Genomic DNA, 13,556 nt, shown 5'->3' with positions numbered 1-13,556 from the left:
GAGACCCGGGCCGGACGGCTCAGGGCCAGGGCGTCGGCGGGGCGGGCTGTCTCAGGCGACGGCCTGCCACCAGCCGTCGACGGCGGGCGGCTCGTCGACCACCACCCGCTCACCCGGGCGAGGCACAGCGAGCCGTACGTCGCGGGCCTTCGCCTCGGCCCACAGCCGGTCGACCGGCTCGGACCAGTCGTGCAGGGCCAGGTTGAACGTCGCCCAGTGCACCGGGACGAACAGCCCGCCGCGCAGGTCGACGTGGGCGTCGACCGCCTCCTCGGGGAACATGTGGATGGTCGGCCAGGCCCGGTCGTACGCGCCGATCTGCATCAGCGTCACGTCGAACGGCCCGTGTTCGGCGCCGATCGCCGCGTACCCGTCGAAGTAACCCGAGTCACCGGTGTAGAAGACCTTGCGGCGGGCCCCGGCCACCACCCAGGAGCTCCAGAGCGTGCCGTCGCGGCGCAGCCCCCGGCCGGAGAAGTGCTGGGCGGCGGTCGCCGTGATCTCCAGCCCGGCGACCCGGTGCGACTCGGACCAGTCCAGTTCGATGATCCGTTCGGCGGGTACGCCCCAGCGGTCCAGGTGCGCCCCCACCCCGAGCGGCACCAGGAACGGCGCGGACTGCCCGGCGAGCAGCGCCCGCACGGTGGCCATGTCGAGGTGGTCGTAGTGGTCGTGCGAGATCAGGATGGCGTCCAGCGGCGGCAGCTCGTCGATGCCCACCGGTGGCCCGTGCAGCCGGCGAGGACCCACCAGCCCGGAGGGGGAGCACCGCTCGCTCCACACCGGGTCGAGCAGCACCCGGCGGCCCTCGATCTCGATCAGCGTCGAGGCGTGCCCGTACCAGACGATGTTCAGCTCGTCGGAGGCGTCGGCGGACCCGGGCGGGGCGCTGGGGCGCAGCAGCGGCACGGGTGTGGTCGGGCGTCGCTTCTGCTTACCGAAGATCAGCTCGCGGACCAGGTTGCGGCCCGGCTCGGCGACCATCGTGCGGGTGCCGGCCTGGTTGTGGAAGGTGCCGTCGCGGAACTGGGGCGAGCGGGCCGCCCGTTCGGCGCGGGCCCCGCTGAGCCGGCCGCCGAGCGCCGCCGGCACATCCCGGGCGACCCAGGCCAGGCCGGCGAGCGCGGCCAGCCCGGCCACGCCCCGCATCCGCCGGCCGAGTGACCGTTCGACGTCAGTGCTCCGCGCTCGTGCCATTGCCGTCCCTCCGACGTGTCCGCCCTACACGGTAGTCACCCGGACCGGCTCGTGCCCCGGCGGTCGCCAGGCCGGGTCGGTCACCGCGAGCGGCGACCGACCCGGCATCGCGGTCAGCCGCCGTTGCTGGGGCGCCGGGCGGTGATCCGGAACGTCCTGCCCACGCCCGCGAGCCGGTCCACGGCGGCCAGGAACTTCGGGCCCATGGCCGCCCGGGCCTGCACCGCCGGGTGGGTGGCGCCGAAGTCCTCCGGGTTGGCCTGCCCGTCGGCGAAGAGCGCGTACGTGAGGACCGCCGCCCCGGAACGGTCGAAGATCACGCCGGCCTCGTGCCGGGCGTCGGCGAACCAGCCGGCCTTGGTGGCGATCCGCGCCCGGTCGTCCGACGACATGGTGCGCCGGATGCCGTCGGTGAACGCCACCGGGGACCGCAGGAGCCCCAACAGGTACGTGGTCGAGGCGGGGGAGAGCAGCGTGCCGGCGACCAGGGCCCGCAGCAGGTCGTGCGTCTCCCTGGGGGTGCTGGTGCCGAGGAAGAACCGGTTCGGGTTGGCCACCGGCTGGACCTGGGTGTTCGGGAAACCCTTGGCGACCAGGATGGAGTTGATCTCGGCGGCCGGGGCGACCAGGCCGCACAGCCGCACCGCCGTGTCGTCCGAGACGGTCAGCAGGTTGGCCAGCACGTGCCCGAGGGTCACCACGCTCGGGTACGCGCCGTCCAGGCTGAAGATGCCGTCACCGCCGGGCACGACGATCGCCGCGGACACCTCGACCTGCTGGTCCAGGGTGAGCAGCCCCCGGTCGACCTTGTCCAGCACCGCCGTGGCGACGGCGATCTTGTTGACGCTGTACGCCTCGATCCGCCGGTCCGCGTCGGCCTCCACCGCGACCACCGGTGACCCGGCCGGGTCGGCCACGCTGACGTACGCCTGCCAGTTGCCGCCGGCCTCGACGCTGTGCTTGGCGAAGACGGCGGCCACCCGGCGGGCGGCACGGGCGGGAGTGGCCGGGGAGGCCTCGGTGCTCTCGGCGGCGCCGGCCGTGCCGGCGGTGCCCAACACCGCCCCGGCGGTGGCCACAGTGCCCAGTCCGAGTGCCGTTCTGCGGTTCAGTCGCATGGTGAATCGTCTCCCCGATCGTGGTGTGCCTGAGCGCTTGCTGGCCCACCACCCTAGGCGAGTTGATCGATGCACGATGCCCCCGAACGCCGTCCCGAACAGTCCCGAACAGGTCAACCGAACCGGCGGCGCAGCACGGCGCCGACCGGACCGGGCACGTGTCGGGCGAGCTGCCGCAGGTCAGGCAGGTGACCGCCGCGGACCGCCTCGCCGGCCGGATTCGGCGTGAAGACCGAGCCGTCGTGCGCGGCGACCGGCCGTCCACCCAGGCCCGCCGCCCGCATCAACGGCCCGACCAGAACGTCGTAGACCCCCGGCAGTACGGTGAAACCGGCTCGCAACAGCACGTTGAGTCGGCCCACGGAGACCTCCCGGCGGGGCCGGTCCACACAGTGCACGATGGCCCGGGCCACCCGCTGCGGGCTCGCCACCGGTGGCGGAGGTCGCCCGATCCGACCCAGATAGTTGGCCGCCTGCTGGTACACGGGAGTGTCCACGCTGCCCGGGTTGACCACTGACAACCGGATCCGCGGGCTGTCCCGCAACTCCTGCTGCACCGTCCGGAGCAGACCCTGCAACCCCCACTTGCTCGCCACGTACGCGCTCATGTACGGGGCGGTGATGTGCCCGAGCACCGAACCGGTGACGACCACGGTGCCGGCCCCGGCCGCCCGGAAGTGTCGCAGCGCCACCCGTACCGACTCGGCGGTGCCGAGCAGGTCGGTCCGGACCACCTGGTCGAAGACCCGCCTGGGCAGCTCGTCGAAACGCCCGTAGGCCATCACGGCGGCCGTGTGCACCCACACGTCGACGCGACCGAACCGTTCCAGTGCCGCGTCCACGAGCGCGTCCAACGCGCCCGGCTCCGTGACGTCGGTCGGCACGGTCAGCACGTCGACGGCGGCGCACTCCCCGCGTACCTCGGCCAGGGTCGTGGTGGCGCGGGCGGCCAGGACGAGACGGTCGCCGCGCTCGGCGAACGCCCGGGCTGTGGCGCGGCCGATCCCGCTGGTCGCGCCGACGACCACCACCACCCTGCCCGCACTCATGGTTCGAGCACGACCTTGATGCAGCCGTCCTCCTTCTTCTGGAACATCTCGTACGCCTGCGGCGCCCGCGACAGCGGCAACCGATGGGTACGCAGGTCCTCCACGCCCAGTGGGTCGTCGTCGCCGGAGAGTAGCGGCAGGATCTCGTCGGTCCACCGGCGCACGTGGCACTGCCCCATCCGCAGTTGGACGCCCCGGTCGAACATCTCCATCAGCGGCATCGGGTCCGCCTCGCCGCCGTACACCCCGGAGACCGACACGGTGCCACCACGCCGGACCCCCTTGACCGCAGCGTGCAGGACGGACAACCGGTCGATGCCGGCGCGGTCGGTCATCGTCTGGGCCACCTTGTCGGGCAGCAGCCCGACGGCGGCGTGGGCCAGCTTGCCCACCGGCGAGCCGTGCGCCTCCATCCCGACCGCGTCGATCACCGCGTCCGGGCCCCGCCCGTCCACCAGGTCGATCAGCGCGCCCGCCACGTCGGACAACTCACGGACGTCGAGCACTTCGATGCCGTGCCGGCGGGCCAGCTCCAACCGCTCCGGCACCAGGTCCAACCCGATCACCCGGCCGGCGCCCAGGTGGCGACCGATCCGTGCGCAGAACTGTCCCACCGGGCCCAGGCCGAAGACGGCCAGGGTGCCGCCGGGCGGGGTGTCGGCGTACGTCACCGCCTGCCAGGCGGTCGGCAGGATGTCGGACAGGTAGAGGTAGCGCTCGTCCGCACCGGACTCCGGGATCTTGATCGGCCCGAAGTGGGCCTGCGGGACGCGAAGGTACTCGGCCTGCCCGCCCGGCACCGAACCGTAGAGCGACGTGTAGCCGAACAGGGACGCGCCCTTGCCCTCGCTGGTGACCTGGGTGGTCTCGCACTGCGCGTAGAGCTGGCGCGAACACATCCAGCACCTCCCGCAGGCGATGTTGAACGGCACCACCACCCGGTCTCCGGGCTTGAGCCCGGTCACCTCCGACCCGACCTCCTCGACGATGCCCATGGGCTCGTGGCCCAGCACGTCACCGGGCTTCAGGTACGGCCCGAGAACCTCGTACAGGTGCAGGTCGGAACCGCAGATCGCGGTCGAGGTGATCTTCACGATCGCGTCGGTCGGCGCCTCGATCCGAGGGTCCGGCACCTCCTCGACCCGTACGTCCCGCTTGCCCTGCCAGGTCAGTGCCTTCATGTCGCTCGTCCCCTCTCGACGCCGTCTCAGGGGACTGCTACCCGGCGTCGAGCGCTTGAACCGGACTGCGAGGGCTGTCTGCCTGATCGACTCCAGGTCGCCGATGTGGCGGCATCACCGCCGCCGGACACCCCCAGACCGGCGAGGCGGCGAACCGGGATGATCGACTCGCGTTCCTTGAAGTCGCGGTATCCGAGCGCATTGACAGGCCGACTTCCTGAAATCCGAGTGGACCATGAAGCGCGCGGCGCGGATCGGGAGATGCGGCGTACCCCATGGGGACCGGAACCTGCGGGCGAGCCGTGACCGAGGTCAGGGGCTGGGGCGGCCGCCCCAGCCCCACCACCGCAACCCCCCGGGGGCCGAACAGCAGACCGCCGTACCCCGGAAGAGGCCCGGGATACGGCGGTCTGGTGAGGCTCAGGAGCCGGGGGTGTTGTTGGCTCCGCCCTTGGCGGTGGCCGTGAGGTAGTCGCGGTTGAGCCGGCCGATGGTGTTGAGCGGGATGCCCTTCGGGCAGGCCGGGGTGCACTCGCCGGCGTTGGTGCAGCCGCCGAAGCCGGCCTCGTCGTGCGCGTCGACCATGCCGATCACCCGGGTGTAGCGCTCCGGCTGGCCCTGCGGGAGCAGCGAGAGCTGGGTGAGCTTGGCGGCGGTGAAGAGCATGCCGGAGCCGTTCGGGCAGGCTGCGACGCAGGCGCCGCAGCCGATGCAGGCGGCCGACTCGAAGGCGGCGTCGGCGTTGGCCTTGGCCACCGGGGTGGAGTGGGCCTCGGGCGCGCTGCCGGTCGGCGCGGTGACGTAACCGCCCGCCGCGATGATCCTGTCGAAGGCGCTGCGGTTGACGACCAGGTCCTTGACGACCGGGAAGGCGCTGGCCCGCCACGGCTCGATGTCGATCGTCTCGCCGTCCTTGAACTGCCGCATGTGCAGCTGGCACGCCGTGGTGCCGCGCTGCGGCCCGTGCGCGTCACCGTTGATCATCAGGCCGCACATGCCGCAGATGCCCTCGCGGCAGTCGTGGTCGAACGCCACCGGGTCCTCGCCGGCGAGGATCAGCCGCTCGTTGAGCACGTCGAGCATCTCCAGGAACGACATGTCCGGGGACACGTCGTCGACCGGGTAGGTCACCATCCGACCCTTGTCCTCAGGGCCCTTCTGGCGCCAGATGCGCAGGGTCAGGTTCACTTGTAACTCCGCTGCGTGGGGTGGACGTATTCGAAGGTCAGGTCTTCCTTGTGCAGCACCGAGGGTTCGCCGTCGGCGGTGAACTCCCAGGCCGCCACGTACGCGAACCGGTCGTCGTCGCGCTGCGCCTCACCGTCGGGGGTCTGGTGCTCGGCCCGGAAGTGGCCGCCGCAGGACTCCTCGCGGTGCAGGGCGTCGATGCACATCAGCTCGGCCAGTTCGAAGAAGTCGGCGACGCGGCCGGCCTTCTCCAGCGACTGGTTGAGTTCCTCGCCGGTGCCGGACACCTTGACCCGCTGCCAGAACTGCTCGCGCAGGTCGCGGATCTCGCCGATCGCCTTGCGCAGCCCGGCCTCGCTGCGCTCCATGCCGCAGTGTTCCCACATGATCTGGCCCAGCTCGCGGTGGAACGAGTCCACGGTCCGGTCCCCGTCGACCGCGAGCAGTCGCCGGATGCGGTCCTCGACGTCGGTGCGCGCCTCGATCGCCGCCGGGTGGCTGGCGTCGACAGTGTCGAGGGGACCGGAGGCCAGGTAGTTGGCGATGGTGGTGGGCAGGACGAAGTAACCATCGGCGAGGCCCTGCATCAGCGCCGAGGCGCCGAGCCGGTTCGCGCCGTGGTCGGAGAAGTTCGCCTCACCGATCACGAACAGGCCGGGGATGTTCGACTGGAGGTCGTAGTCGACCCACAGGCCGCCCATCGTGTAGTGCACGGCGGGGTAGATGCGCATCGGCACCTCGTACGGGTCCTCGCCGGTGATCCGCTCGTACATCTCGAAGAGGTTGCCGTACTTGGCCTCGATGGCCTTGCGGCCGAGCCGGTTGATCGCGTCGGCGAAGTCGAGGTAGACGCCGAGCTTGGTCGGGCCGACGCCCCGGCCCTCGTCGCAGACGTTCTTGGCGGCGCGGGAGGCGATGTCGCGGGGGACCAGGTTGCCGAAGGAGGGGTAGATCCGCTCCAGGTAGTAGTCCCGCTCGTCCTCGGGAATGTCCTTCGGGCTGCGGTCGTCGCCCTTGGCCTTCGGCACCCAGACGCGGCCGTCGTTGCGCAGCGACTCGCTCATCAGGGTCAGCTTGGACTGGTGGTCGCCGGAGACCGGGATGCAGGTCGGGTGGATCTGCGTGTAGCAGGGGTTGGCGAAGTACGCGCCCTTGCGGTGGGCCCGCCAGGTGGCGGTGACGTTGCAGCCCTTGGCGTTGGTGGAGAGGTAGAAGACGTTGCCGTAGCCGCCGGAGGCGAGCACGACGGCGTCGGCCATCTCGGTGCTGATCTCGCCGGTGACCATGTCCCGCACGACGATGCCGCGGGCCTTGCCGTCGACGAGGACCAGCTCCAGCATCTCGTGCCGGGTGTTCATCTCCACGTTGCCGAGGCCGATCTGCCGTTCGAGGGCCTGGTACGCGCCGAGCAGCAGCTGCTGGCCCGTCTGACCCCGGGCGTAGAAGGTGCGCTGCACCTGGGCGCCACCGAAGGAGCGGGTGTCCAGCAGGCCGCCGTACTCGCGGGCGAACGGCACGCCCTGGGCGACGCACTGGTCGATGATGTTGACCGAGACCTCGGCGAGGCGGTGCACGTTCGACTCGCGGGAGCGGAAGTCGCCGCCCTTGACGGTGTCGTAGAACAGCCGGTGTACGGAGTCGCCGTCGTTGCGGTAGTTCTTCGCCGCGTTGATGCCGCCCTGGGCCGCGATGGAGTGCGCCCGGCGCGGGCTGTCCTGGTAGCAGTAGGACTTGACGTGGTAGCCCTGCTCGGCCAGGGTCGCGGCGGCCGAGCCGCCGGCCAGGCCGGTGCCGACCACGATGACCGTCTTCTTGCGGCGGTTGGCGGGGTTGACCAGCTTGGCCTCGAAGCGCCGGGTCTCCCAGCGCTTCTCGATCGGGCCGGCGGGTGCCTTGGTGTCGGCGATCGGGTCGCCCTCGGTGAAGAGTTCCATGTCAGGACACCAATCCGGTGAGTACGGCGAACGGGACCACCAGGTATCCGGCGCAGAGCAGCACGGCGAAGACCAGCGCCGCGACGCGGGCCCGACGCTCGCCGCGCGGCGTCTGCTGCCCGAGGCTGCGGAACGCGCTGAACGCGCCGTGGCGCAGGTGGAAGCCCACCGTGACGATGGCGAGCGTGTAGAAGAGCGTGACGTACCAGCGTTCCGGCGCGAAGTCGGCGACGACGTTGCCGTACGGCTTGCTCTCGTTTCCGACCGGGTTGAGCGTGCCGGTGGTCAGGTCCAGCAGGTGGTAGATCACGAACAGCAGGATGATCACGCCGCCCCAGCGCATCGTGCGGGCCGCGTAGCTGCCGTTGACCTTCTTGCGGTGGGCGTACTTGACCGGGCGGGCGGCGCGGGCGCGCCGGGCCAGCACGGTGGCGGCGACGATGTGGGCGACGACCGCCACGACCAGCACGGTGCGCAGGATCCACAGGAACCAGACGCCGGGCAGCAGTGGCTTGCCGATGTCGCGCAGCCAGTGCGCGTAGTGGTCGAACGAGGCCTCCCCCGTGAACACCTTCAGGTTCCCGAGCATGTGCGCGATCAGGAACAGCACCAGCACAATGCCCGTCACCGCCATGACGGCCTTGAGGCCGACGTTCGAGCGGATGGGCGACCGAGTTTTCGTGATTACCACACGACCGACGCTAGGAGCACTTTGATCAGTCGTCCAATGCATCAAACTCGCAGTGTTGATAGCCGTAAGCTATGTAGATGCAGCTCCATCAGCTTCGGTACTTCGTCGCAGTGGCCGAAGTACGACATTTCACCCAAGCCGCCGACCTTGTGGGCATCACTCAGCCTTCTCTCAGTAAGCAAATTCACGCTCTGGAGGCCGACCTCGGGGCACCGCTGTTCGAGCGGGTAAGGGGCAACATCGCGCTCACCGCGGCGGGTGAGGTGCTGTTGCCGTTGGCGACCCGGATCCTCGCCGACGTGGAGACCGCGACCCGGGAGGTCCAGGAGCTGGTCGGGTTACGTCGCGGCCGTGTCCGACTCGGGGCCACCCCGAGTCTGGCCACCTCGCTCGCCCCGCCGGTGCTACGCCGGTTCCGCGACGCGCACCCCACCATCGACCTGCGCGTGGAGGAGGGCGGCTCCCAGGACCTGGTGCGGGACCTGCTCCGCGGCGACCTCGACCTGGCGTTGATCATCATGCCGGCGCAGGGCGCCGACCCCGGGCTGCGGGTCGACCCGATCCTGCGGGAGAGCCTGGTGGTGGCCTCGGTCGACGAGGTGCCGACCGCCTCGGCGACCGGCGAGCTGCGCATCACCGACCTGCGCGACCTGCCGATGGTCATGTTCCGGGAGGGCTACGACCTGCGCGACGCCACCATCCAGGCGTGTCGCGAGGCGGGGTTCGAGCCGAGCTTCGCCGTGGACGGCGGCGAGATGGACGCCGTGCTCAGCTTCGTCGAGGCGGGGCTCGGCATCGCGCTGGTGCCGGGCATCGTGCTGGCCCGCCGACCAGGTGTGCGGATCACGTCCCTCGCCCCGCCCGGGGTGCGGCGGACCATCGCGGTGGCCCGCCGCCGCGACGTCGTGCCCACCCACGCGGGGCGGGAACTCCGGCGGATCCTGCTCGACTACATCCAGTCCGCGATCGACCGGGGCGAGCTGCCGCCCGGCGTCGAGCCACTGACCTGACCCCGGGCTCGGCCCGACCCGCCGGCCGCGACCGAGGCCCGGGTCGGTTCAGCGACCCTCCGCGTCGTCCATCGCGCGGTAGATCCGCTGCTCGGAGACGGGGTACGGGGTGCCCAGCGCCTGGGCGAACACGTTCACCCGCAACTCCTCGATCATCCAGCGGATCTGCCGGACGGCGGTCTCCTGCCGGCGGGCCGGCGGCAGGTTGGCGAGCAGGTCCGCGTACTCCTTCTGCACCGTCGCGACGCGGTCCTGCTGCTGGCGGTCGCGTTGCGGGTTGCCGCCCAGCCGTTCCATCCGGCGCTCGATGGCGCTGAGGTAGCGCAGCAGGTCGGGCAGCCGCGCGTACCCCGTCTCGGTGATGAAACCGGCGTGCACCAGCCCGGCGAGCTGATTGCGGATGTCCGCCAGCGCGGCCACCACGGCGAGGTTGCGGGTGGCGCCGAGGCGCTGCTCGACGGCGTAGGCGGCGGCCAGGACCTTGCGGACCCGGTCCATCACCTCGACGACGGTGTCGACCAGGTCCGCGCGGACCTTCTCGCGCAGCGCCGCGAAACCGTCGGCGTCCCAGGCCGGGCCGCCCGCCGCTTCGATCAGCCGGTCGATCGCCGCGCCGGCCGCGTCCTCGATCAGCTCCTGCACGCCGCCGTGCGGGTTGCGGCTCAGCGCCAGCTTCGCCGCGTTGTCCAGCCGGCCCTGGAGGAACCGTGCCGGGGACGGCACGGTGAGCCGGAGCAGCCGACGGGTGCCGGCCCAGTGCGCCGCCTCCGCCTCGGCGGGGGAGTCGAACACCTTCACCCCGACCGTGGCGCCCTCGTCGACCAGCGCCGGGTACGCGGTCACCGCGTAGCCCGCGCGGACCTGCTCGATGGTCCGGGGCAGGGTGCCGATGCTCCACTCGCGCAGCCCGGTACGGGCCACCTCCGGCGCGGCGGCCGCCACCACCTGGCGTACCTCCTGGCGGAGTTGACGTTGCAGGGCCGGCAGGTCCTTGCCCTCGGCGACCGGCTTCTCGTCGGCGTCGAGCACCCGGAAGGTCACCCGCAGGTGCGCGGGGAGCTTGCCCGGCTCCCAGGCGTCGCGAGGCACCGTGACACCGGTCATCCGGCGCAGTTGCCGGGTGAGCGCGTCCAGCAGCGGCTCCTCGCCCGGGGTGATCGCGGCGAGGGCGGCGCGGGCGTAGTCCGGCACCGGGACGAAGTTGCGGCGGATCGCCTTGGGCAGCGTACGGATCAGCGCGATCACCGTCTCCTCGCGCAACCCCGGCACCTGCCAGTCGAAGCTCTCCGCCGGCACCTGGTTGAGCAGCGGCAGGGGGATGTCGACGGTGACGCCGTCATCCGGCGTGCCCGGCTCGAAGCGGTACGTCAGCGGCAGGCTCACCCCCTGCGTCTGCCACTCGTCCGGGTAGTCGTCCTCGTCCACCCCCGGCCGGCCGTCGTTGACCAGCAGGTCGCGGGTGAAGGTGAGCAGGTCGGGCTGCTCCCGGCGGGTCTTCTTCCACCAACTGTCGAAGTGCCGGCCGGAGGACACGTCGGCCGGGATCCGCTGGTCGTAGAAGCCGAAGATGGTCTCGTCGTCGACCAGGATGTCGCGGCGTCGCGCCCGGCTCTCCAGCTCCTCGATCTCGGCGAGCAGCCGTTTGTTGTCCGCCCAGAACTGGTGGTGGGTCTGCCAGTCGCCCTCGACGAGGGCGTGCCTGATGAACAGCTCCCGGCTCAGCGCCGGGTCGATCCGCCCGAAGTTGACCTTCCGGGAGCTGACCAGCGGGACGCCGTACAGGGTGACCTTCTCGTAGGCCATCACGGCGGCCTGTTTCTTCTCCCAGTGCGGCTCGCTGTAGCTGCGCTTCACCAGGTGCTGGGCGAGGGGCTCGACCCACTCCGGCTCGACCCGACCGGCGATGCGGCCCCAGAGTCGGGAGGTCTCCACCAGCTCGGCGGCCATCACCCACCGTGGCGGCTTCTTGAACAGCGCCGACCCGGGGAAGATCCCGAACTTCGCGCCCCGCGCGCCCAGGTACTCGTGCTTCTGGGCGTCCTTGAGGCCGATGTGTGACAGCAGGCCGGGCAGCAGGGACTGGTGCACCTTCGGGGTGTCGATCTCCTCCGGCAGGTCCGCGCCGCCGCGGCGGCCCGCATTCCGGCCGGCGTCCGCGCCGCCTGCGGTGTCGCGCGCCGGCCGCCCGCCGCGTCGGTCGTTCTCCGCCGGGGTACGCAGCACCTGCCGCAGTTGGCCGACGATGTCCTGCCACTCGCGGACCCGCAGGTAGTTCAGGTATTCCGCCTTGCACATCCGGCGGAACGCGCTGGAGGACAGCTCCCGCTGCTGCTCGCGCAGGTAGCGCCACAGGTTGAGGTACGCGACGAAGTCGGACTCCTTGTCGGCGAACCGGGCGTGCGCCTGGTCGGCCTGGGCCTGCTTCTCCGCCGGCCGTTCGCGCGGGTCCTGGATGGAGAGCGCGGCGGCGATCACCAGCACCTCGGTGGCGCAGCCGTTGCGTTCGCCCTCGACCACCATCCGAGCCAGTCGGGGGTCGACCGGGAGCTGGGCCAGGCGTCGGCCCAGCGCGGTGAGCCGCTTCGCCGGGTCCGCCTCGGTCGGGTCCAACGCGCCGAGCTCGTGCAGCAGGTTGACGCCGTCGGTGATGTTGCGCTTGTCCGGTGGGTCGATGAACGGGAACGCGGCGAGGTCGCCCAGCCCGATCGCGGTCATCTGGAGGATGACCGACGCCAGGTTGGTCCGCAGGATCTCCGGGTCGGTGAACTCGGGGCGGGACAGGAAGTCCTGCTCGTCGTAGAGGCGGATGCAGATGCCGTCCGACGTACGACCGCAGCGGCCCTTGCGCTGGTTGGCCGACGCCTGCGAGACCGGCTCGATGGGCAACCGCTGCACCTTGAGCCGGCTGGAGTAGCGGGAGATGCGGGCGGTGCCCGGGTCCACCACGTACTTGATGCCGGGGACCGTCAGCGAGGTCTCCGCGACGTTGGTGGCGAGCACCACCCGGCGGGAGCTGTGCGCGGCGAAGACACGGTGCTGTTCGGCGGCGGACAGCCGGGCGTACAGCGGCAGGATCTCGGTGCCGAGCAGCGAGCGTTTCTTCTGGACCAGTTTGCCCAGCGCGTCGGCGGTGTCCCGGATCTCCCGCTCACCGCTGAGGAACACGAGGATGTCGCCAGGGCCCTCGGCGGCCAGCTCCTCGACGGCGTCGCCGATCGCCTGGATCTGGTCGCGGACGTTCTCCTCGTCCGCGTCGCCGTCCTCCTCGCCCTCGGCGACCTCCAGCAGCGGGCGGTAGCGCACCTCCACCGGGTAGGTGCGGCCGGAGACCTCCACGATCGGCGCCGGATCGCCCTCGGCGTCGGCGAAGTGCGAGGCGAACCGGTCGGTCTCGATGGTCGCCGAGGTGATGATCACCTTGAGGTCGGGTCGGCGGGGCAGCAGCTCCCGCAGGTACCCGAGGATGAAGTCGATGTTGAGGCTGCGCTCGTGCGCCTCGTCAATGATCAACGTGTCGTACTGGCGCAGCATGCGGTCGGTCTGCAACTCGGCCAGCAGGATGCCGTCGGTCATCAGCTTCACCAGGCTGCGCTCGCTGACCTGGTCGGTGAAGCGCACCTTGTAGCCGACCACGTCACCCAGCTCGGTGCCCAGCTCGTCGGCGATCCGGTCGGCCACCGTCCGGGCGGCCAGCCGCCGGGGCTGGGTGTGCCCGATCAGGCCGTGCACCCCGCGCCCCAGCTCCAGGCAGATCTTCGGGAGCTGGGTGGTCTTGCCGGAGCCGGTCTCGCCGGCCACGATCACCACCTGGTGATCGCGGATCGCCGCGGCGATGTCGTCCTTGCGCTCACTGACCGGCAACCCCGCCGGGTACGTGATCACGGGCACCGCCGCGCGCCGGGTGGCGAGCCGCTGCTCGGCCCGGACCACCTCGGCGGTGATCTCGGCGAGGGCCGCTTCCCGGCGCTGCGGGTCGCGCAGCTTGCGGGCACCGTCGAGGCGGCGCTGGAGCCGGCGCTGGTCGCGGACCATCAGAGGGGTGAGGCGGCGGTGCAGCTCGCGGACCGGGTCGGTCGCGACGGAGGCGGTTGGATTCTGCATGTCGTGCCCAAGGATAGGCAGCCGGACGGCGCACCGCCCCTGGGTTACCGCGCTGCCGGTGCGGCGGCGGCCTAGAGTGGGCGACCG

9 protein-coding genes are annotated in these 13,556 nt (G+C 71.4%); 1 reads left to right on the top strand and 8 read right to left on the bottom strand.

The genetic code is table 11. The annotated features are described in order from the left end of the window. Positions 1-51: 51 nt before the first annotated feature. The 7 genes from GA0070612_RS27180 to GA0070612_RS27150 all read right to left on the bottom strand — a co-directional run bounded on the left by GA0070612_RS27180 (position 52) and on the right by GA0070612_RS27150 (position 8,301). Complete coding sequence (locus GA0070612_RS27180) at positions 52-1,197, bottom strand: MBL fold metallo-hydrolase (RefSeq protein ID WP_088990504.1); 1,146 nt, start codon at positions 1,195-1,197, stop codon at positions 52-54. A gap of 113 nt (positions 1,198-1,310) precedes the next feature. Next, positions 1,311-2,315: a serine hydrolase gene (locus GA0070612_RS27175; protein ID WP_088990503.1), complete on the bottom strand. Its 1,005-nt coding sequence runs from the start codon at positions 2,313-2,315 to the stop codon at positions 1,311-1,313. Between the two features lie 113 nt (positions 2,316-2,428). After that, positions 2,429-3,364 (bottom strand): SDR family NAD(P)-dependent oxidoreductase, encoded by a 936-nt coding sequence (locus GA0070612_RS27170; RefSeq protein ID WP_088990502.1) that lies wholly within the window; start codon positions 3,362-3,364, stop codon positions 2,429-2,431. Further along, positions 3,361-4,545 (bottom strand): zinc-dependent alcohol dehydrogenase, encoded by a 1,185-nt coding sequence (locus GA0070612_RS27165; RefSeq protein ID WP_088990501.1) that lies wholly within the window; start codon positions 4,543-4,545, stop codon positions 3,361-3,363. Before GA0070612_RS27165 ends, GA0070612_RS27170 begins: the two co-directional genes overlap by 4 nt. Before the next feature lie 420 nt (positions 4,546-4,965). Beyond that, entirely contained in the window at positions 4,966-5,733 is a 768-nt protein-coding gene (locus GA0070612_RS27160; protein WP_088990500.1) for a succinate dehydrogenase/fumarate reductase iron-sulfur subunit, read from the bottom strand. Further along, complete coding sequence (locus GA0070612_RS27155; RefSeq protein ID WP_088990499.1) at positions 5,730-7,667, bottom strand: fumarate reductase/succinate dehydrogenase flavoprotein subunit; 1,938 nt, start codon at positions 7,665-7,667, stop codon at positions 5,730-5,732. Before GA0070612_RS27155 ends, GA0070612_RS27160 begins: the two co-directional genes overlap by 4 nt. Position 7,668: 1 nt before the next feature. Next, entirely contained in the window at positions 7,669-8,301 is a 633-nt protein-coding gene (locus GA0070612_RS27150) for a succinate dehydrogenase cytochrome b subunit (RefSeq protein ID WP_231924712.1), read from the bottom strand. Positions 8,302-8,435: 134 nt separating this feature from the next. Here GA0070612_RS27150 and GA0070612_RS27145 point away from each other — a divergent pair, with 134 nt between their 5' ends. Next, a complete protein-coding gene (locus GA0070612_RS27145; protein WP_088990498.1) occupies positions 8,436-9,368 on the top strand; it encodes a LysR family transcriptional regulator in 933 nt (310 codons plus the stop codon). A 48-nt stretch (positions 9,369-9,416) separates the two neighbouring features. Here the strand turns inward: GA0070612_RS27145 and hrpA are convergent, their stop codons facing one another. After that, positions 9,417-13,469 (bottom strand): ATP-dependent RNA helicase HrpA, encoded by a 4,053-nt coding sequence (gene hrpA, locus GA0070612_RS27140; protein WP_088990497.1) that lies wholly within the window; start codon positions 13,467-13,469, stop codon positions 9,417-9,419. Positions 13,470-13,556: the final 87 nt, after the last annotated feature.

This window comes from Micromonospora chokoriensis (genome assembly GCF_900091505.1).
GTDB lineage: Bacteria > Actinomycetota > Actinomycetes > Mycobacteriales > Micromonosporaceae > Micromonospora > Micromonospora chokoriensis.
The sequence above is the reverse complement of the archived record's forward strand: the minus strand, read 5'-3'. Positions and strand labels throughout refer to the sequence as shown.